Genomic DNA, 21,409 nt, shown 5'->3' with positions numbered 1-21,409 from the left:
AATCAATTAACAGCCATTATTTTAGGTAGCTTACGCCAGTAATTGAGTCCAATATCGCTCATAAACTGCTTCAAAATCACCTACAGGAGTGAGGCGTTCACATTTGTTTAAAATTGATTCTGGAGGAAATAAGCTAGTATTATTTTGAAGTTCTTTTGGTAATTGTTCAAAACCGGCGCGATTAGGAGTAGCAATTTTCAATCTTTGGCTAACTTTGGCAGCTACATCTGGTTGTAGGAGGAAGTTAATCCAACTATAAGCACCAGGAATATTAGGCGCTGTTTTGGGAATAACAATAGTATCTGTCCAGAGAGAAGAACCACTGCGAGGAATTACATATTTAAGTTTAGGATTTTCCTTGGATATCTTCACGCCATCGGCAGAATAACACATAGCTAATAATAAATCTCCTGCCAGAATTTGGTTTTGCCAAGCATCAGTATCAAAAGCAGCGATCGCTGGTTTTAATGACCGCAATTTTTCATAAGCTGCGTGAATTTCTGTGGCATTTTGCGAATTATAAGAATAACCGAGCATTTTTAATGTTGCTCCTATCACCTCCCGCACATCATTTAATAAAGTCATTCGCTTATAAAGTTGCTGTTGATTTTGCCAAAGATACTCCCAATCTTCAGGGGGAGTTTTCAGCTTTTCCGAGTTATAGATGAATCCCGTTGTTCCCCAATTAAAAGGTAAACTATAACGGTTATTCGGGTCATAAGTAGGATTCTGAAATTGAGGAAATAAATTTTCTAACCCTATTAAACGCTCGTGATTAATTTCTGCTAATAATTTTTTTTCTACCATCTTCTGTACCATATAATCAGATGGATAGATAACGCTATAACTAGCACCTCCTCCAGTTTGGAATTTAGCCAGCATCACATCGTTAGAATCAAACACATCTGCCAAAACTTTGATGCCAGTTTGGGTAGTAAAGATAGATAGTAATTCTTGATCAGTATATTGACTCCATGTATATAGATACAATTCATCACTTTTACTTTTCCCAGAAACTGAACCAGTATAATTATTGGCGCTGACATTAGCTAATCTCCAGCCACAACTACTTAAAGACAAGCTAGAAAGCAACACCATTTTTTTGATAAATTCCCTTCTCCTGGTTATTTTCATCATCATGGTTTATTGTTGATTCACCTTTGATGTTTGACTAATAGCTAAACAGTCAGTTTCTGCCCACCAAATGTAAATAGGTGTATTCCGGTCTGGTAAACTACCAAAGGTATTAGGTTGTAAAACATTAACATTAATGCCATTGGCTAATTGCACCACATAATTAACATGAGTACCCAAATACATCACATTCACTAACCGACCTTCAAAGCAATTTGTGGGTAGATTGGGATGATAAAGAGAAATCTGAATTTTCTCAGGACGCACACTTAAAACTACCGCCTGTAATAATTCCCAGGGTGTATCTTTTGTACGAGCAGCAACAATAGAAAATCCGGTTTTAGTCAAAACCTTAACATACTTGGCATCAATGGTAGTAATTTCGCCGCTAAATAAATTGGTATCACCAATAAAATCTGCAACAAAAGCAGTTTGCGGACGTTCGTAAATGGCGCTAGGAGTACCAACTTGTTCAATTTTGCCCTGATTCATCACTGCAATTCGATCAGATAAACTGAGTGCTTCCTGCTGATCGTGAGTCACCATAATAAAAGTCAATCCTAACTCTTTATGGATGTTGCATAACTCCACCTGCATTTCCTTCCGCAGTTTTAAATCTAAAGCTCCCAAAGGTTCATCTAAGAGTAAAACAGCGGGACGGTTAACCAACGCTCTAGCTAAAGCAACTCGTTGTTGCTGACCACCAGAAAGCTGAGAAGGAAAGCGCGATCGCAAACTTTCCATTTTCACCAGTTTTAAAGCGTCCGTTACCCTGCTATTAATTTCTGATGGAGATAATTTTTTTAACCGCAGTCCAAAAGCAATGTTTTCCCACACATTCAAGTGATTAAACAGAGCATAGCTTTGAAATACAGTATTCACAGGTCTTTGGTAAGGAGGTACATGAGTCATGGACTTGCCTTGAATCAACAACTTGCCTGCATCCACTCTTTCAAAGCCAGCAATTAACCGTAAGATAGTTGTCTTACCACAACCAGAAGGTCCTAAAATACTAAAGAACTCTCCCTGTCTCACATCCAAGTCCACGCCATGTACTGCTGGGTCTTGGTTGAAAAACTTGAAGACGTTCCGCAGTTCAACATCCAGTGGCTGAAAATTAGTTACACCCCTCTGAGTTTGCATCACAGTTTGAGCCATAGTCTTCAGTAGAATGCCTTGATTTTGTGAAACCTGGTTAGCTATGTAGGCTATGAAATAGACTACAAATCACACTTTTATTTATTGTATCTGGCAACAACACCCTTGTTAAAAATATAGTAAATATAGTGCTTAAAAATATAAACCCAATATTTGCCATTGTTTTGAACTCGATGCCGGATAGGTTTTATAAACCATTGTTTACAGATAATATAAATTTCATACTTTCTTATTAATCTTATGGCTATATTACCACCACTACTGAGTTATCAAAAAAATACCCGCACAGTTGGGCGTGGTTTCCAGTCACTATTTTTAATACTATTCACTTTGCTGATGATATCGGGAATAGGCGCTCGTTTAGCTTATTTACAAATCATTGAAGGTCCAAAACTCCGGCAAAGGGCAGAGTCTAACCGGATTCGCATGATTCCTAAACAACCGGAAAGAGGCAACATTTTTGACCGTAATGGCAAACTGTTAGCTACTACTCGTTATCCGCACTCTGTTCATTTGTGGCCAATGGCACATACCAAGCCCTCCTGGTCAGTTGTCGGTCCGCGTCTGTCCCAAATCCTCGATATTCCGCAAGAGGAAATGGAAGAGAAACTAGAAAAAGCTGGAGCTAATTCTTCTTCTTTGATTCGTATTGCTCGTGACTTAAATGAAGCCCAAGTCACAGCCTTAAAGGAATATGAAAACGAGCTACCAAATGTGGAAATAAATACGGAAGCAGTACGTTATTATCCTGATGGTAGACAATTAGCCCATATACTTGGCTATACCCGCGAACTCACAGCAGAACAGTTAAAAAAGAAAAGGTCAGAAGGTTATCGTCTCGGTGATGTCATCGGACAAATGGGTGTAGAAAAAGCCTATGAAAAAACCCTTAGAGGTGAATGGGGCGGTCAACAGGTAGAAGTAGATGGTGCTGGTAGACCACTGCGAGTATTGGGAGAAAAACAAGCAAAATCTGGTAATGATTTACAGTTAACTATAGATTTAGACATCCAAAAAGCCGCAGAAAAAGCTTTAGGTAAACGCAACGGGTCAATCGTGGCACTTAACCCTAACAACGGTGAAGTTTTAGCGATGGTATCCCATCCGACTTTTGACCCGAATATTTTTTCTAAACAAAAACTCTCTCAAAAAGATTGGGAAAGTGTGCAAGGTGAAGGATATCCTCTGGTTAATCGGGCTTTAAGTGCTTTTCCCCCGGCTAGTACCTTTAAAATTGTCACCAACACAGCAGGTATAGAATCAGGTAAATTTTCTCCTAATGTGATTCTACCAACCTATCCTTATTTGGTTATCGGTGGCACAAGATTTGGTGAATGGAATCATGCGGGATTTGGTCCATTAGGTTTTGTAGGCGCAATGCAATGGAGTAGTGATACTTTCTTTTATCAAATTGGTAAAGGTATCGGTGGTCCTACTTTGATTGAATGGACTCGTAAATATGGCTTTGGTGAAAAAACTGGTTTTGATTTTGTCACAGAAGAAGCAAAAGGTTTAGTTCCTGATGACAAATGGAAGCGCAAAGCCTGGAAAATGCCTTGGACTATAGGCGACACTATTAATATGACTATTGGACAAGGTGCTTTATTGACTACACCTCTACAAGTGGCTGTAATGTTTGCTGTACCGGCTAATGGTGGTTATCGAGTCCAGCCACATCTGCTTAAAGACGATGGAGACGCAAAAAAATGGCGCGAATCTCTGAATATGAAACCAGTAACTATTAAAGTTCTTCGTGAGGGATTGCGAAAAGTTGTATCTGAGGGTACGGGTAAAGTTTTGAATCAACCAACTCTTCCCCCAGTAGCCGGTAAAAGTGGTACAGCAGAAGCTTGGAATCGTCGTGGAATCAAACAAAATCATGCTTGGTTTGGTGCTTATGCACCTGCTGATAAACCAGAAATTTTAATTGTCGCTTTTGGAGAACATTCTGGTGGTGGTGGTGGTAGTGTTGCTGCACCAATGATTTTAGAAATTATGGAGGATTATTTTGCCCGCAAGTATCCAGGGAAGTATAAAAAAGGTAATAGGTAATAGGTAATTGGTAATTGGTGATTCAATTTTGGATTTTGGATTTTGGATTTTGGATTGTATTTCATTAACTCGAATCTAAAATCTAAAATCTAAAATCTAAAATTTTTTCCCCAGTCACCTACTAATATATCCCCATTTACTACCCACATTCACTAATGCTAAACCCTGAGAAAAAGGTTTTGCAAAATCAAATTCTGGGTAAATTATAAACTCAGCCAATTTATTAATATATCCCCATTTACCGTTAATTTTTGCAGGTGCTAATCCTTCTGCAAAAATACCCACTTCTTCAAATTGTGGCTGGATCACAAAGTAACCAGTTTGATTAATATATCCCCATTGATTACTAACTTTCACTGCGGCTACACCATTTGCAAAACTATCGGCATCATCAAAATTAAAGGAAATGATAGTTCTATTACTATTATCAATATATCCCCATTTATTCGTTTCTGGTATTTTGACTGCTGCTAGATTGTGAGAAAATGATTTGGCTTCTACAAATTTTGCAGGAATTGTAAATTGTCCTTTTTGATCAATTGTTTTGGCTACATATCCCCAAAAATTCCCCACTTTGACGGCTGCCATGTTTTCAGAAAAGGATCTTGCGTCATCAAATTTGATATCTGTAATACGGTTGCCATTCATATCAATAAAACCGTATTTATCTTTAAGTTTGACTACTGCTGATCCTTCGGAAAATGGTGCAGCACTATCATATTCAATGCGCCCTATCAACTTACCTTGTTTATTAATGTAACCCCATTGTTCACCAATTCTGACTGCGGCAATACCTTGAGAAAAAGCCTCAATTTTATCAAATAAATTTAATGAGAACTGGGGATCTGGATCAATTTCTTTATTAGTAGATAGATTGATGTAGTTATAGGGATTTAGTCTTTGTTGGGTAAAAATGCTATTTTTACTTTTAATTTCTTTGATGTCAAATTTTCCTGGCGCTTGAGAATAAACAGTAGATTGCAGTGTTTTAGCTAAAAGCTCATCATTTTGCTTTAAACCTTCGTAGAAAAATAAAATTTCCCCTTGAATACCAAGTTGTCTGTTAGTTTCTATGACTGTAATTAATTCTTCTGGTTTAACCATATAATATGGTTTTTTTCTATAAATAGTAATACCTGGAATTAGTTGTGATAGTTGTTCTTGGGTAAATTGTGATTGAGAAATTCGGGTAATTTCCGATTGATAAGCTTTAATATCTTCTCTATAAACTTGGGGATGAATTAAATCTACTAATCGCCAGTTAACCCAGGTGACTGAATCTTGTAAATAGTTTTCATAACCCCAACGGAAAACACTTGGAGACATGGAAATGATTAAATCGGGATTTACTTTAATTATTTCTCTGTGAAAACGATTGAAAAAATGGGATAAAATATCTGCTCTCCATTTTAACCAATCAGGATCTTTAAAGTTGTTTGGAGGTTGAGGCTGAAATTCTTGTTGATAACGTGCAAGAGTTTTAGCATCATAACCGCCTTCACTGGGTAAAGCAATGAAGTGATCATCTCCTTGAATCCCAGCAATATCATATTTTTTGATAACTTCTAAAAATAAACTTAATATAAATTCTTGAACTTGAATATCTAGGGAATTTAACCAGCAAAATTCATTTTTAACTAGCTCATTGTTAAATATATCACGAGCAACCCAATCTTTTTCGTTTGCAATAATGTTAAATTTGGATCTCTTGGCTACATGAGAACTCATAAAACCGTATTCAAACCAAGGAATAACCGCAATGTCAACTTTTTTGGCTTCTTCAATTATTTCTTGTAAAGGATCTCGCTTTTTATCTTCACCGTCAAAGCGAGGATTGATTTCTATGTTTATTAGTTTTTTCATTACTTGACTACGATAGATGGTTAAACCGTTATTCCAAACAACGGGAAAAACAACGTTAAATCCTGTTTTGGCGAGAAATTCCATTGCTTTTTGGATATTTTCTCTTTTGTCTAATACATTACTGTCTGTAACCGTGATCCAAATACCGCGAATTTCCATAGTTCAATTTTAGGTTTTAAATAAGGAGTCAGGAGTCAGGAGAGGAAAATTTGAGATTTTGGATTTTCCAAGATATATTTACTAAGTTGATAAACCTTTAATTTGCATAAACAGGGCGAGCAGGATGCCCACCCCACAAGAGTTTTAATTTGAGATAGTATGCAAGTTAAATGTTCAACGTCTAACAATAATTTTCAACCTGAAAGCTGAAAGCTGATAGCTAATTACTGATTCCTAAATAATGCTAATCCTTCAGAAAAAGTATTTGCTTCTTTTAGTGTTGGAGGAATGATAAATTTTCCGGTTTTGTCGATATAACCCCATTGATTATCTTTCTGTACTCTTGCTAATTCTGCCACAAAAGGATCGGCGGTATCAAATTGTGGGGGAATCACAAATAATTCTAAACCGGGAATATATTTGTAAGGTACAGTAGAAATTTCTAATACTTGACAAATAAAGGCTGCTATTTCGCCTCTGGTGGCGTTGATGTTGGGTTGTAAACGTTGGATGTCTGGGTAGTTAACAACGATGCGTTTTTGTGTGGCAGCAGCGATCGCATTCATGGCATAACTAGGAATTTGTCCAAAATCATTGTAATATTTTTTTAAGGTGGCGATCGCATCTCCTGTGACTTGATAACCTAACCCGGAAACTAAAGCTGTTAAAGCTTGTACACGGGGAATTGGTTGATTAGGTTTAAAGGTACGATTGGGATATCCTGAAAGATAACCTGTTTGATATGCTGAGGCGATCGCATTTACCGCCCAATGATTAACAGGTACATCTGTAAATTTAATTGCTGGGCGAGATGAGGAATTTTTGGGTAAACCTGTATACACAATGGCTGCAAATTCCGCACGGGTAACAGGTGCATCGGGGCGAAATGTGCCATCTGGATAACCTTTGAGGATATTTTTTGACGCAGCAGTCAGAATAGATGCTTTTGCCCAGTGGTTTTCTATATCTGTGAACATAAGGAAATAGGTGACAGGTGACAGGTGACAGGTGACAGGTGACAGGTGACAGGTGACAGGTGACAGGATAAGATCCCCGACTTCTTTTATTATCGTGTTAATAATTTAGGATTAATAATTTAGGAATTGATCTCAGATGTCAGGGATCTGGGTATTAGTTTATTTTATTTTTCCCAAAAAGCATCAGTTAATAAACTATCTATATCTTCGGCAAAAGGACAGTTTTCAGGAAAGGCAATACTGGGATAGATATCTTGAACATCTGATAAAGCATCTTCCCATGTTTCTAAAAAAATTTCTGTAAAATAGTTTTTTAAACTGGGTGAGACTTTTACTAAACGTCGAATTTGCTTTCTCTGTTCCTTAATGGTTAATTCCCAACCACGATTATCATAAACACTATTTACATAACACCGTTTTAATAAATGTTCTAGTAAAACTTCTAAGCGATTTTGTAATGCTTGTTTTTCACTACGCCCCAAGGCCGATATCTCCTCTTGAATATGCACCCAGTCAATGGCATCTAAAGCCTGATTTTGAATAGTTTTTGCTTGTTGTTCTGTCCAAAGAACAAAATCCTGTTCATAAAGTGAATTATTCATAAATAAAAACCTAGCAATAACCATCACATACTATTTATAGCAAGTGACTGGTGATTGGTGACTGGGTGGGTTATTCACTCCCGTTTCTTCCCCTGCTTCCCCTGCTTGCTAACTCCTGCCTACTGCACTGGTTTGACATCTCTGGCTTTGTAGAAAGTTTCTAAACTATGGCGATCGCCTACAAACCTCCAATGCCAAGGTTCATAACTCACACCTTGAGAATTATCTTGAGGAAAGGACAACTCAAAACCAAAACGAGCAGCGTTAGCTGCTAACCATTGATAGGCTTTGGTATTTTCAAAAGTAGTTTGTAAATTTGTTGCTGGTACTGCTCCATCTCCTATATCTACAGCATAGCCTGTATGATGTTCACTATGACCAGGAGGGGCGCTCAGTGCTGCTCTTTCGGCGGGGGTTTGATTACGTTGAGCGCCAATAGTAAAAAATAACTGTTCCTGTTCTTTCACGGAACGAAAACCAGAAATAGGTACTAAAATTACACCCTCGCGGCGTGCTGCTTGCGTCATAGCTTGAAATCTTTGGGCGGCCGCTTGTCGCAATCTAATCCGTCCATCGGCTGTAATTGGTAACAATTCTGACTCTGGTGCTTCAGGATAAGCCAAATGTCCCAACACTACATCATTGTTAGCTGCTGGAGTTTTTATTGGTGTAGGTGTAGAAACAACAGGTGTTGATTGAGAATCAGCATTATTTTTAGGTGCTGTAATAAAAAATAAAAAACCACTACCTACAGCCATCACCACAAATCCGACTATTCCCCCAATCACTAAAACTAGCGGTTGTACGCGCATCTGAGATTCACTATCAGGAGTATCGCGCAAAGCTGCTGGAATATCATCACCAGGTGATGGTGATGAGTTTTGGGGTTTTCCTGGAAATCCAGCGTTTTTCAAGAGTCTACTCCTGTTTAATATGAGATTTTGGATTTTAGATTTTGGATTTTAGATTTTGGATTTTAGATTGGTAAATACAGCAGTTTCGACGTAAATGAGGTACAAATTTACATCACAAAGCCTGACACCAAAAGGATTTCCAAGCTGATAGCTGACTGCTAAGGGCTGTTAGCTGAGTGCTGATATTTAATCACAAAGTCTTACTAAAAAAATCAACATAATAAGTATTATTTTACATATCTATTTTTCTGCAAAATCTTGATAAATCTCTTAGAACTATACGTCAAATTGGTAGGATTAGTCCTAGTGGGAGTTATCCTGGGACGCAAATTACCTGCCATATTTCCTACTCGTTTAGGTCAATTTCTGTTTTGGGTAGGAGTACCGATCAGTATTGTTGCTTTTTTACGGCAAACCGACTTATCAGGACAGATTTGGATTGCTCCTGCGATCGCCTATTTGGCCATTTTACTAGGAGCATTTTTAGCCTGGTTGGTGATCAAAGGTCAAGCCTATTTGACAAATTCTCACCCCCCAGCGTCAACCCAAGGTAGTTTAATTCTAGCCTCAATGGTAGGTAACACAGGTTATCTGGGCTTTCCTATCACTTTAGCAATGGTCGGCAAAGAATACTTTGCCTGGGCTTTATTTTACGACTTATTAGGGACTCTATTTGGTGCTTATGGTTTAGGTGTGTTACTAGCAGCCCGTTTTAGCAACAACGCCCAAAATCATCAACAAATGACTAAAGCCATATTAATCAATCCTGCCCTGTGGAGTTTTGGTTTTGGGTTATTATTTCGCCAAGTTAGTATTCCGCCACTGATAGAATTTAGCTTAAATACATTAGCTTGGTTAGCTTTAGCACTATCCTTGATTTTAATTGGGATGAGGTTGGCGCGGCTTGATTCTTGGTACAAACTCAAACCAGCAACAATCAGTATTTTTATCAAAATGCTATTAGTACCTTTGGTTTTGGGTAGTAGTTTACGGTTTTTTGGTGTAACTGGAGAAGCAGCACAGGTAGTAGTTTTGCAAATGGCCATGCCTCCGGCTTTTGCTACCGTGGTATTAGCGGAAACCTTTGATTTAGATCGTGATTTGGCTGTGACTACTTTAGCAGTGGGCGTTATGGTATTGTTGGTTACTTTGCCGATTTGGTTGTGGTTGTTTTGAAGATAGGTAATGGGTAATTGGTAATTGGTAATTGGTAAACTACATCCTGTAAATCCTGTTAGCGTAGCTCCTCCGTAGGAGGCAATCCTGGACATCCTGATATGGCTACGCCACGCTTCGCTATCAGACAAAATTGAAACGCAGATGAACGCAGATGAACGCAGATAATTTGGGAGCATCCCAAATGTGTAAATTTATTTTTATCTATGGAAATAATATGCTCCAAGGGTTAATATGATTGAACCGCAAAGGGCGCAAAGGACACAAAGGTAAGAGAGTTTAAGAGATTTTTTAGTGTTGCTGTGGTTATTTTTTCTTTCATTGGGATGCTCCCGATAATTTTGTACCTCATTCTAGGAAAGTTGTATGGTGACAAAAAAAGAAAAACTTAAATAAGTGGCTGCAAATTAATATAAACAATTCATGAATTTTGGTAAAATAAAGATAATTATGTAAAACCGGAGCAAAATAGTTACTAATTCATCAAATAAGAGGTAAATTATGAACATTAACACAAATTTACAAGCTTTATATGAAATAGATGAAAATTTATGGTTAGAAGAAACAATTACTTTACTCAAAGAAAAACGCTTTCAAGATTTAGACTTAAATAATTTAATTGAGGAGTTAGAAGCTTTGGGTAGAAGAGATAAAAATGCTGTTGCTAGTTTATTAGAACAAATAATCAGACATCTTTTATTATTACACTATTGGACAGAAGAAAATGAAATAAATGGTAATCATTGGCAAACAGAAATTATTGGTTTTCGTAACCAAATAGAGAGATTATTAACCAATAATTTACAAAATTATCTCAATAGTGAATTAGAAAAAATTTATAGAAGTGCTTTAAAATATGTTAAGCAGAAAACTAGATTTAAAATAGATTTCCCCGAATCTTGTCCTTATACTTTAGAACAAATTTTAGATGAAATTTATTTATAAATAGGGCTTGATGAATAAAGTCAAAAACCTGAGAAATCAAGAGTTTGAGGGTGATAAATGAAAAATATTCTGACTCCTGACTCCTGACTTCTTAGCACATATTAAAATCCGGTTGTGTTGATTATGTAATTGCTAAATTTTGCTTTTCCGCCAACTCCTCCGGGGTTATATGTTCATACATCTCAAAAGGTTGATGAATCCAAGGGTTATCCGGTAAATAATCAGCATAGTAATCCGGGGCGATCGCAGAACAAGCTTTATACCAAATTACCGCAGTACGGATTTCTTCAATCGCAACCAGGCTATATTCTTTTAACCAAGGAATAGTTTCTTTTAGAGTTATACCCGAATCTACTAAATCATCTACCAAAAGAATCCGCGAACCTAAACGCTCAGTAGTCATGGTTAAATGAGGGGAAACTATCAAACCGCCCCTTTCCTGTTTACCCGCACCGTTGTAAGATGATGTAGATAAAATTGCTAACGGTAGATCATAGATCCGTGAGAGAATATCTCCTACTCGTAATCCTCCTCTAGCAAGACAGACTATTTGGTTAAATTGCCAACCTGATTGATAAATCTTAACTGCTAATTGTTCAATTTTATGGTGATAATCTGACCAGGAAACGTAAAGGTCTGACATAGGACTTAGGGAAGTAGTTTTTAGTTAGCACTGTAAGCAAATCCCAACTATTTTAATATGAGTGTAAGTAATTATGAACAGTGAAAAATTAGATTTGAAGACTAAATTGGCTTATGGTGCTGGAGATTTAGGTCCAGCGATTACTTCTAATATTGCCATCTTTTATTTACTGTTGTTTTTTACTAATGTAGCTGGTATTCCAGCGGGTTTAGCTGGCAGTATTTTGATGATTGGTAAGATTTGGGATGCTGTCAATGATCCGATTGTGGGGGTATTAACAGATAAAACTAAATCCCGTCGTTGGGGTCGTCGTTTACCTTGGATGTTTTATGGTGCAATTCCTTTTGGTTTATTCTTTTTCTTACAATGGATTGTACCACAGTTTAGCCCCAATCAAAGTAATAATATTTGGCCATTGTTTTGGTATTATGTGGCAATTGGGATCATGTCTCAGGCTTTTTTTACGATTGTGAATTTGCCTTATACAGCAATGACACCGGAATTAAGTCAAGATTATGATGAAAGAACGAGTTTAAATAGTTTTCGGTTTACGTTTTCTATTGGTGGCAGTATTTTATCATTGATTTTCGCACAAATTGTATTTGCTGTAATTCGTGAACCACAACAACAATATTTAGTGTTAGCAGCAATATGTACTGTGATTTCGGTGTTATCCTTATATTGGTGCGTCTATGGAACAAGAAAGCGGATTCTTGCTTTTGAAGCTAAACGTATTCAATTAGAACAACCAGCAGAAATTCCTTTTATAGAACAAATCAAAATTGCTTTCAGTAACAAACCTTTTTTATTCGTTATCGCCATTTATCTTTTTTCTTGGTTAGGGGTACAAATTACAGCTACAGTCATTCCCTATTTTGTCATCTACTGTATGAAACTCAAAGATTCTCAAGTTCCTACAGTATTAATTGCTGTTCAAGGAACTGCTTTATTAATGTTATTTGTTTGGAGTTATTTAAGTAAAAGATTTGGTAAAAAAATCGTTTATTTTTTGGGTATGACTTTATGGATCATTGCTGCTGCGGGATTATTTTTTCTCCAATCAAATCAAATAGGTTTAATGTATTTTATGGCTGTTATGGCTGGTTGTGGAGTTTCCACAGCTTATTTAATTCCTTGGTCTATGATTCCCGATGTTATAGAATTAGATGAACTGCAAACCGGACAAAGAAGGGAAGGAGTATTTTATGGTTTTATGGTCTTATTACAAAAATTTGGTTTAGCATTTGGTTTATTTGTAGTCGGTAATGCTTTACAAGTTTCTGGGTTTAGGGAAACTATAGCCGGACAAGGTACACCCATACAACCCGATTCCGCATTGTCTGCTATTAGAATTATAGTTGGACCAGTACCCACAATTTGTTTAATTTTCGGTTTAATTTTGACTTTTTTCTATCCTATTACCCGTGAAATGCACGCGGAAATTATGTTGAAGTTACAAGAGAGGAGAGATAAAATTGGGTAATAGTGAAAATGTAAATGTTACCTACTAACTATTTCCAACACTCAATCCCAATTAAAGGGATACACTCTAGAAAATCCTGCCAAAATTCTTGCCCAAATTCTGCTATACCTTCAGCAGAAACTAGCGGTTTTTGCCAACGAATATTTTTAAAACCAACATCTGCAAATACTTTTTGATGTGTATCTTGGCTGATGTAATAATTATCAAAACTAAATTCCTGACCATCTACAAAAAATGTATACTTGATTGCTGTTCCTGGTTGCAGAGGTTGGGAAATAGTTTTAATAAATCCATATTTCTCAGTTTTAAGATAAGAACTTGGAGGTTGTTCACTATTATTGTTTAATGTCACAAAACGCCCTCCTATTTTGAGATTATTAAATATGGTTTGTGACATTTTTAATAATTGTGTTTTAGTTTGGGCATAATTCAGTAAATAAGAAGCAACAACTAGATCAAAATCTCCAATTTTTCCTAGTTCTAGCACATCAGCAACAATATATTGAATATCAAGTTTTTGTTTGCTTTCTTGTTTTCTTGCTAGTTCTACCATTTTTTCAGAAATATCAACCCCAACCACCAGAGAAGCACCTTTTTCTTTAAACTGTCTACTATACCATCCTTCTCCACAAGCTAAGTCAAGAACTGATTTTTCTGTTAAATCACCAAGCATATTAAAATATGTATATGTTTCAATATATAGGCGAATCGGCAACTCTTTGGATTTTTTATATTCTTGGGCTATGCTATCGTAATACTGTACCATTTTTCAATCACTGAATAACTATATTTATAGTTAAATTACTAAAGCAAATTTATCCATCTGTTATTGGATATATCCTAAAATTTTAACACCCCAACCAATTAAACCACCACCTAAAACTAACCATGCAGCATTAATTTGATAACGAATAGCTAAAACCGCAGAAATTAAGAAAATAATTAATCCTAAAAAATCCACATAAGGCACTTTTTCAAAAGTTAAAGTTGTGATTCCTAATTCTAAGGTAGTCACTACCATCAAAGCTACAGCACTAACATTAACCGCATCTAAAAAAGCCCTTGTCCAAGATGAAGCACGTAATTTAGGAATGAGAGGATTTAAAATAGCAACAAATAAAAATGAAGGAAGAAAAATTCCCGCCGTTGCCACAACTGCACCAGGTAAACCGGAAATTATATATCCGATAAATGTAGCAGTAGAAAGCACAGGACCAGGCGTAAATTGACCAATTGCAACAGCATCTAATAATTGTTTTTGTGTTAACCATTGATATTCATCTACTAACCCACCTTGCAAAAATGCTATTAACAAATAACCACCACCAAACAACACACTACCAACTTTGAGGAAAAATAAACCCAATTTCCACAAAGGAACAACGGGAGTTATAGTTATTTTTGGCAAGGTTGTAGCCAGAGTAAAAGCAGTAATTATTAAATTAGTTTGATTACTGTTTTGATGATTGTTTTGATTACTTTTATGTAACCAAATCATTCCCAAAATTCCACCTATTAATAAAGCAATAACTTCATTAATATTACCCAACCAATTAATTAAACCAACTGCAACCGCAATTATTAGTAATTTTTGGGTTTTTACTGATTTTTTCGCCAACCTCCAAAGGGCATTAAAGATAATCCCTAAAACCGCAGGTTTTATTCCATAAAGTAAGGGTGAAAATTCGGGTAAAGTCCCATAATTAACATAAACCCAAGCTAATAAACCTGTAATTAAAACCGCAGGTAAAATAAAACAAACACCCGCAACAATTAACCCTAACCATCCAGCGTAAATATAACCAATGTGAATGGCCATTTCCGTGGAATTTGGACCAGGAATTAAATTAGTTGCACCCAACAAGTCTAAAAAATGATCCTGTGTTAACCACTGACGACGTTTTACAACTTCATCTTCTATCATGGCAATATGGGCAACTGGACCCCCAAAACCAATCACACCTAGTTTAAAAAATAGTTTTGCAACTTCACTTAACCGAGTTAATGGTAAGTTATTCATATTGTTTATAGCAACTCCTAAATATGTATTTTAACTTAATTTGTAAAAACATTTGCAAAAACTAAGTAAATTTCTAAAACATTGCTGCTCGTGCATTTACAGCAGTATCTATAAAGTCACTAAATACTCCATCTATCCCTAATTCAAAAAATAGTTTATATTCCTCTTGAGGATTATCTTGAAAATCTAAAGGTAAGAAGTAATTTTCATTGCGGAATGTCCAAGCATGAACTAATAAATTTTCTTTATGGGCATGGTTAACTAAGGATGTGGGTGATATTAATTTCCCTTGACTATCTCTGGGAATTATTAAGTTTTTATTGACTCCTATTGCTTGTGCATATTCAGCGATTTTTCTTAATCCTGCTGGTTTGCTCATGTGTTGATAGGTGCGGGGATTATCACTCATAACAAAATCATAGGGTTTACCTGAGTCGTTGATTAATTGTACTAAAGGTATATTTGTTTTTTTGGCTAATGTTTTCAGGTTACTAACTTCAAATGATTGAATAAATACTGGTACATGAGTTTTTTCTAAAGCTGTTAATAAGGGTGTTTCTAATTCTAGATCAATTGATTGAAAGTAAGTTGGATGTTTTGTTTCTGGGTAAATCCCAATTTTGCGATTTTTTTCTATACTTTTCTTTTCAGCTAAATCAATGATTTCTTCTAGGGTAGGAATTGTGTAAATTCCATTGTATGTTGTGTTAAAAGAACGTAGTTGCGGAATGCGTTCTTGCGCTCTTAATGTTTTGATTTCTGCTAAGGTAAAATCTTCGGTAAACCAACCTGTTATAATTTCCCCATCAATGATTTTCGTAGTTCGCAAATGAGCAAATTCAGGATGTTCAGCAATATCTGTAGTTGCTGATATTTCATTTTCATGACGTGCAATTAAAACTCCATCTTTGGTAATCACTAAATCTGGTTCAATATAATCAGCACCTAATTCAATTGCTAATTGATATGCTGCTAATGTATGTTCGGGGCGGTATCCACTTGCACCACGATGAGCTATAATAATAGGTACTTGATTTGTGAATGTGGAATCTCTAAAATTGTCCATAAGATAGTGTTTATTATTTTCAATGAATAGGGATAGTAGCTAGTTACTGTTTTCCTAACTAATAATAACAAATACTCACATTTACCCAAAATTTCCACTCATCTGCTCTTGATGACAGAATCACAGTAAAATCACTGTATGCTACTAGGATTCAAGACCGAACTCAAAGTCAACAAGCAACAACGACTACTACTAGCGCAACACGCAGGAGTAGCTAGACACGCTTGGAATCAAGGTTTAGCACTTTGTCAGCAGGTTATCATACATAACAAACTGACTCCTCAAGACCAAATCAAATTTCCCACAGCCATAGATTTACATAAATGGTTAGTAGCAGCCATTAAATCTATCCATCCTTGGTATTATGAAGTATCCAAATGCGCCCCTCAATACGCATTAAGATATTTGTCAGATACCTTTAAATCCTTCTTTAAAAAAAGTAAAGGATTTCCTAAGTTTAAGAAAAAAGGTAAACATGATTCTTTTACCTTAGATGGTGCAATTCATATTGACTATAGAAAAATCAAAGTTCCTGTCATTGGTTGGCTGAAAACTTATGAAATTCTCCCGACTGGATATAAACCTAAATCTGTCACCATCAGCAAACAGGCTGATAAATGGTTTATCTCTTGGAAACTGGAGGTGATAACCAACGAAAAACCCAAAAATCAAGAGTTTGTAGGAGTTGACTTAGGAATAAATCATCTAGCGACACTATCAACAGGAGAAATCTATGATGGAGTAAAAAGCTATAAAAAGTATGAGAAGAAACTAGCAAGAATGCAATATTTGAACCGTCATAAAAAAATTGGTTCAAATAACTATAGGAAAGCACAAATCAAAATAGCGAGATTACACCAAAAAATAGCTAACATTAGAAAAGATACATTACACAAAATCACCACCTATATCAGCAAAAACCACGCAGTGATAGGCATAGAAGATTTGAATGTATCGGGGATGTTAGCAAATGGGAAGTTATCAAAAGCTATATCAGATATGGGCTTTTATGAATTTAGAAGACAGCTAGAATACAAAACACAACTGTATGGCAGTCAGTTAGTAATTGTGGATAGATTTTATCCCAGTAGTAAGACCTGCTCAAATTGTGGTGAGAAAAAATCATCACTGTCATTATCTCAAAGAGTGTTTAAATGTGATAGCTGTGGCTTTGAGATTGACAGAGATTTAAACGCTGCTATCAACTTAAAAAGAGAAGCGGTCAGATTGACCGTGTTAGCCTGTGGACTAGATAGTGCCGACACTGCTAGGAGTTCAGTGAGCGTAGTCGAACTGATGAAACAGGAAGAAAAAGCCGACTTTTGTTAACATTAGTTAGCTTTTTTGTATCGGATAATTATTAATTATTTACTAGATATTTTGCTATGAGTTTTATGATCCAAACCCACCCTGAAGCTAAACGTGTAGAAGAATTGCGACGTTTATTACAACAAGCCAGCTATGCTTACTATGTACTCGATGCACCAATAATGGAAGATCCGGTTTATGACAGACTGTATCGAGAATTACAGGAATTAGAAACGAAATATCCAGAATTAATCACTCCTGATAGTCCTACTCAGCGTGTGGGTGAACGACCAACAACTCATTTTACATCAGTACGGCATAATATACCTCTGTATAGTTTGGAAAATGCTTTTAATGTTGAAGAGTTGCAAAATTGGGATCAACGTTGGCAGCGACACTTGCCTTCTCAGTATTCCCTGGGAGAAGTGGACTATGTAGCAGAATTGAAAATTGATGGTGCGGCTTTGGCGTTGACTTACCAAAATGGTATTCTGGTAAGAGGTGCAACTAGGGGTGATGGGGTGATGGGTGAAGATATTACCCAAAATGTGCGGACTATTCGCTCTATTCCCTTGCGTTTGAATTTTGACGGTTTGGCAGAAATTGAAAAGGTGGAAGTACGGGGAGAGGTATTTTTACCTTTGGAGGTGTTTAAGCAAATTAATGAGAAAAGGCAAAAAGCAGGTGAACAGTTATTTGCTAATCCGCGTAATGCTGTAGCTGGTACGTTGAGACAGTTAGATCCGCGTATTGTTGCCCAACGTCAATTAGATTTCTTTGCTTATACTTTGCATATTCCCGGTTTGGATGATGCCAGTATTGCTAATACCCAATGGGAAGCTTTGGAATTGTTGCAAAAGTTAGGTTTTCGCGTTGATACTAATCATAAACTCTGTCATTCTCTCAGTGAAGTTGCGGAATATTACCAATATTGGGACACAGAACGGCTCAATTCACCCTATATGACGGATGGGGTGGTGGTAAAATTGAATGCTTTTAAGCTGCAAGAACAACTAGGGTTTACACAGAAGTTTCCCCGCTGGGCGATCGCTCTCAAATATGCAGCGGAAGAAGCCCCTACCCGTGTAGAAAATATTACTGTCAATGTAGGCAGAACGGGAGCATTAACACCGTTAGCGGAAATGCGCCCAGTACAATTAGCAGGTACTACTGTTTCTCGTGCTACATTACATAATAGCGATCGCATTGCCCAATTAGATATCCGCATTGGTGATACCGTCATTGTTCGCAAAGCTGGGGAAATTATACCGGAGGTAGTACGGGTAATAAAAGAACTACGCCCCGCAGATACCGAACCTTTTATTATGCCTACCCATTGTCCCGTATGTGATCAACCGGTGGTGCGAGAATCAGGTGAAGCTGTTACTAGATGTGTAAATGCTTCCTGTCCTGCCATTCTCAAAGGAGAGATTGAACATTGGGTAAGTCGGGATGCTTTAGATATTAAAGGAATGGGTGAAAAACTGGTACATCAACTGGTAGATAAAGGTTTAATCTATTCTGTTAGCGATTTATACGACTTGACAGAAGACAAGTTATGTGCATTAGAAAGGATGGGTAAAAAGTCAGCGCAAAAATTAATCAGTGCGATCGCCCAATCCAAAAATCAACCTTGGTCCAGGGTATTATACGGTTTAGGTATTCGTCACGTAGGTAGCGTCAACGCCCAATTATTAACCGAGAAATTTACCACAGTGGAAAAATTAGCCGCTGCAAAACAATCTGATATAGAAGGTGTTTATGGTATCGGTGCAGAAATTGCCCAATCAGTTTCTCAGTGGTTTCGCATCAGTGCAAATCAAACTTTAATTTCTCGTCTTCAAGCCATTGGGTTACAATTAGCTAACACCGAAACACCGAAAACAACAAATGAAACTAATCCCAATATTGCAGGTAAAACCTTTGTAGTTACAGGTACTTTACCTAATTTAAAACGGGATGAAGCAAAAGCATTAATTCAAAAAGCTGGTGGTAAAGTCACTGACTCTGTGAGTAAAAAAACAGATTTTTTAGTTGTAGGTGCTGATGCAGGATCTAAATTAGAAAAAGCCCAATCTTTAGGAATTAAACAGTTAAATGAGGCACAGTTGTTAGAAATGTTAAAGGGGTAATATGAAAACTTCATAATTGATAATCAATAATTCATAATTAGGTGACAAATAATGATTTAAAATCTACTTGAAACCAGTCCTCTGACAGCAGTACAAGGAATCCAACCCTTGTAAATGATGTTTTAAATTATGAACTATTAATTACTAATGATGAATCATGTTGAAATATACCCGTATCACATAATCAATGGCAGGAAATAATTATCTATTCTTCAATCCTGAATCTGCTAGTGATCTAACTTGTATTGGGAGCATACCAATTTTGCCAAAATAAACGCACCCACACCAAAAACTCTCGCTTAACTCTCTTATCTTTGTGTCCTTTGCGCCCTTTGCGGTTCAATCATATCAGACCCTTGGATCATTGTTATGTCGTTAGATAAAAATAAATTTACACATTTGGGATGCTCCCCTTGTATTCTTTTAAAAAAATGATATCATCACGGGTTAATGACTCATAATCACTTTTTTCCTATTCCCCATTCCCAAACCTAAAATATATGATAAATAATCCCATGAAATTAATATGATACATCAAACTTCTGGCCGCTGGCGTTTAGGACTAAGTTTATCGTTACTCACAGTTTTTTTATGGGGAATTTTACCAATTGCCTTAAAGGTAACACTACAAGTTTTAGATGTCTACACCGTTATTTGGTTTCGGTTTTTGATGTCGTTTATATTGCTGGCAATTTATTTATCTGTACAAAAAAAATTGCCAACAGTAGAACAATTACGCTCTAGTTCGGGAAAATTATTAGCAATAGCGACAATATTTTTGGGAGGAAATTATCTTCTCTTCATGCAAGGTTTAGCATTAACAACTGCTGCTAATGCGGAAGTGATAATTCAGTTATCTACTGTGTTATTAGGTTTTGGGGGTTTAGTTATTTTTAGAGAACGTTATACATTATGGCAATGGTTTGGTGTTAGTGTCTTAACTTTAGGGTTTTTGTTATTTTTTAAAGCTCAAATTACCAATTTAATTACAGCCCAAGGACAATATCTTGTAGGTAGTGGATTACTTGTATTAGGTGCTGTTTCCTGGGCTATTTATGCCTTGGCACAAAAGCAACTATTACAATCTTTATCTTCTTATCATATTATGCTAATTATTTATGGCGGATGTGCTTTATTATTTACGCCATTTACGAAAATAAATAAAATTTTTACTCTCGATATTTTGCATTTATCAATGTTATTATTTTGTGGTTTAAATACCTTAATTGCCTATGGTTCTTTTGCTGAATCTTTAGAACATTGGGAAGCTTCCAGAGTCAGTGCAGTTTTAGCTTTAGCTCCCATAGTCACTTTAATAGCTGTGGAGTTGGTAGCGGGTATTTTTCCCCAGCTTATTCCCCCAGAAAACATTACCTTAATAGGAATTATTGGCGCTTTATTAGTTGTTTCTGGTTCAGTGGCGATCGCTTTGGGTAAGTCTGGAAAATAGAATTTACTGGAAAATTCAGAATTTACGAAGTTTTTTCAAATAGTTCTTCTCTAAATAGATCAACATAATTAAACGTAAAATAATATGTGGATAGATCCCTGACTTCTTGAAGAAGTCGGTGATCTGAATCTGAGGTTTTTTTAATGTTGAGTTACTGCTCAAAAACAAAAATATCTGATTTGGCAGTATCCTGCAATACAAAAAACATAATTTTTATAAAAAATTAAACATTTTTTAGATTGATTTGCGCTTCAAAGCTACATCATAAATACTGAGGTAAGAGTTTATTTGATTTACTAAAATTCTAGCTGAATATATATCTATATA

General features: G+C 36.3%; 17 protein-coding genes. 7 read left to right on the top strand and 10 right to left on the bottom strand.

Annotated elements, in window-relative coordinates:
• Positions 1-30: 30 nt before the first annotated feature.
• Together IQ237_RS17770 and IQ237_RS17765 are read right to left on the bottom strand one after the other, a co-directional pair.
• On the bottom strand, positions 31-1,128 hold the full coding sequence (locus IQ237_RS17770) for a spermidine/putrescine ABC transporter substrate-binding protein (protein WP_194057568.1): 1,098 nt from the start codon (positions 1,126-1,128) through the stop codon (positions 31-33).
• 15 nt (positions 1,129-1,143) lie between these two features.
• On the bottom strand, positions 1,144-2,292 hold the full coding sequence (locus IQ237_RS17765; protein ID WP_194057519.1) for an ABC transporter ATP-binding protein: 1,149 nt from the start codon (positions 2,290-2,292) through the stop codon (positions 1,144-1,146).
• Between the two features lie 240 nt (positions 2,293-2,532).
• Here IQ237_RS17765 and mrdA point away from each other — a divergent pair, with 240 nt between their 5' ends.
• The gene (mrdA, locus tag IQ237_RS17760; RefSeq protein WP_194057518.1) at positions 2,533-4,344 is read left to right on the top strand and encodes a penicillin-binding protein 2; all 1,812 of its coding nucleotides are present in this window, start codon (positions 2,533-2,535) and stop codon (positions 4,342-4,344) included.
• Positions 4,345-4,458: 114 nt separating this feature from the next.
• On the opposite strand, the gene IQ237_RS17755 is transcribed toward mrdA, so the two are convergent.
• The 4 genes from IQ237_RS17755 to IQ237_RS17740 form a co-directional block, all read right to left on the bottom strand.
• Positions 4,459-6,366 carry a WG repeat-containing protein gene (locus IQ237_RS17755; protein WP_194057516.1) on the bottom strand — a complete coding sequence of 636 codons (1,908 nt, stop codon included), beginning with the start codon at positions 6,364-6,366 and terminating at the stop codon, positions 4,459-4,461.
• Between the two features lie 224 nt (positions 6,367-6,590).
• Positions 6,591-7,343, bottom strand: a complete 753-nt coding sequence (locus tag IQ237_RS17750) for an S-layer homology domain-containing protein (protein ID WP_194057512.1) — start codon at positions 7,341-7,343, stop codon at positions 6,591-6,593.
• A 164-nt stretch (positions 7,344-7,507) separates the two neighbouring features.
• Entirely contained in the window at positions 7,508-7,945 is a 438-nt protein-coding gene (locus tag IQ237_RS17745; protein ID WP_194057510.1) for a DUF29 domain-containing protein, read from the bottom strand.
• Between the two features lie 119 nt (positions 7,946-8,064).
• On the bottom strand, positions 8,065-8,859 hold the full coding sequence (locus tag IQ237_RS17740) for a D-alanyl-D-alanine carboxypeptidase family protein (RefSeq protein ID WP_194057508.1): 795 nt from the start codon (positions 8,857-8,859) through the stop codon (positions 8,065-8,067).
• Between the two features lie 258 nt (positions 8,860-9,117).
• On the opposite strand from IQ237_RS17740, the gene IQ237_RS17735 reads away from it, so the two are divergent.
• Positions 9,118-10,035 carry an AEC family transporter gene (locus IQ237_RS17735; RefSeq protein ID WP_194057506.1) on the top strand — a complete coding sequence of 306 codons (918 nt, stop codon included), beginning with the start codon at positions 9,118-9,120 and terminating at the stop codon, positions 10,033-10,035.
• A gap of 501 nt (positions 10,036-10,536) precedes the next feature.
• Positions 10,537-10,980: a DUF29 domain-containing protein gene (locus IQ237_RS17730; protein WP_194057504.1), complete on the top strand. Its 444-nt coding sequence runs from the start codon at positions 10,537-10,539 to the stop codon at positions 10,978-10,980.
• A gap of 121 nt (positions 10,981-11,101) precedes the next feature.
• Here the strand turns inward: IQ237_RS17730 and IQ237_RS17725 are convergent, their stop codons facing one another.
• Positions 11,102-11,623 carry a phosphoribosyltransferase gene (locus IQ237_RS17725; protein WP_194057502.1) on the bottom strand — a complete coding sequence of 174 codons (522 nt, stop codon included), beginning with the start codon at positions 11,621-11,623 and terminating at the stop codon, positions 11,102-11,104.
• Between the two features lie 73 nt (positions 11,624-11,696).
• Between IQ237_RS17725 and IQ237_RS17720 the strand changes: the two genes are divergently transcribed.
• Entirely contained in the window at positions 11,697-13,106 is a 1,410-nt protein-coding gene (locus IQ237_RS17720; protein WP_194057500.1) for an MFS transporter, read from the top strand.
• A 28-nt stretch (positions 13,107-13,134) separates the two neighbouring features.
• On the opposite strand, the gene IQ237_RS17715 is transcribed toward IQ237_RS17720, so the two are convergent.
• The 3 genes from IQ237_RS17715 to IQ237_RS17705 all read right to left on the bottom strand — a co-directional run bounded on the left by IQ237_RS17715 (position 13,135) and on the right by IQ237_RS17705 (position 16,192).
• Positions 13,135-13,872 carry a class I SAM-dependent methyltransferase gene (locus IQ237_RS17715; RefSeq protein ID WP_194057498.1) on the bottom strand — a complete coding sequence of 246 codons (738 nt, stop codon included), beginning with the start codon at positions 13,870-13,872 and terminating at the stop codon, positions 13,135-13,137.
• 60 nt (positions 13,873-13,932) lie between these two features.
• Positions 13,933-15,126 carry a chromate efflux transporter gene (gene chrA, locus IQ237_RS17710; protein ID WP_194057496.1) on the bottom strand — a complete coding sequence of 398 codons (1,194 nt, stop codon included), beginning with the start codon at positions 15,124-15,126 and terminating at the stop codon, positions 13,933-13,935.
• Between the two features lie 73 nt (positions 15,127-15,199).
• Complete coding sequence (locus tag IQ237_RS17705) at positions 15,200-16,192, bottom strand: glycerophosphodiester phosphodiesterase (RefSeq protein ID WP_194057494.1); 993 nt, start codon at positions 16,190-16,192, stop codon at positions 15,200-15,202.
• 138 nt (positions 16,193-16,330) lie between these two features.
• Between IQ237_RS17705 and IQ237_RS17700 the strand changes: the two genes are divergently transcribed.
• The 3 genes from IQ237_RS17700 (at position 16,331) to IQ237_RS17690 (ending at position 21,082) form a co-directional block, all read left to right on the top strand.
• Positions 16,331-17,521, top strand: coding sequence for an RNA-guided endonuclease TnpB family protein (locus IQ237_RS17700; RefSeq protein WP_194057492.1), 1,191 nt, complete (start codon positions 16,331-16,333; stop codon positions 17,519-17,521).
• Between the two features lie 65 nt (positions 17,522-17,586).
• Positions 17,587-19,632, top strand: a complete 2,046-nt coding sequence (ligA, locus tag IQ237_RS17695; RefSeq protein ID WP_194057490.1) for an NAD-dependent DNA ligase LigA — start codon at positions 17,587-17,589, stop codon at positions 19,630-19,632.
• Positions 19,633-20,158: 526 nt separating this feature from the next.
• Positions 20,159-21,082, top strand: coding sequence for a DMT family transporter (locus IQ237_RS17690; protein WP_194057487.1), 924 nt, complete (start codon positions 20,159-20,161; stop codon positions 21,080-21,082).
• The last annotated feature ends 327 nt before the right edge of the window (positions 21,083-21,409 follow it).

This window comes from Sphaerospermopsis sp. LEGE 08334 (assembly GCF_015207205.1).
Lineage (GTDB): Bacteria > Cyanobacteriota > Cyanobacteriia > Cyanobacteriales > Nostocaceae > Sphaerospermopsis.
This window is presented reverse-complemented; position numbering and strand designations above follow the sequence as displayed.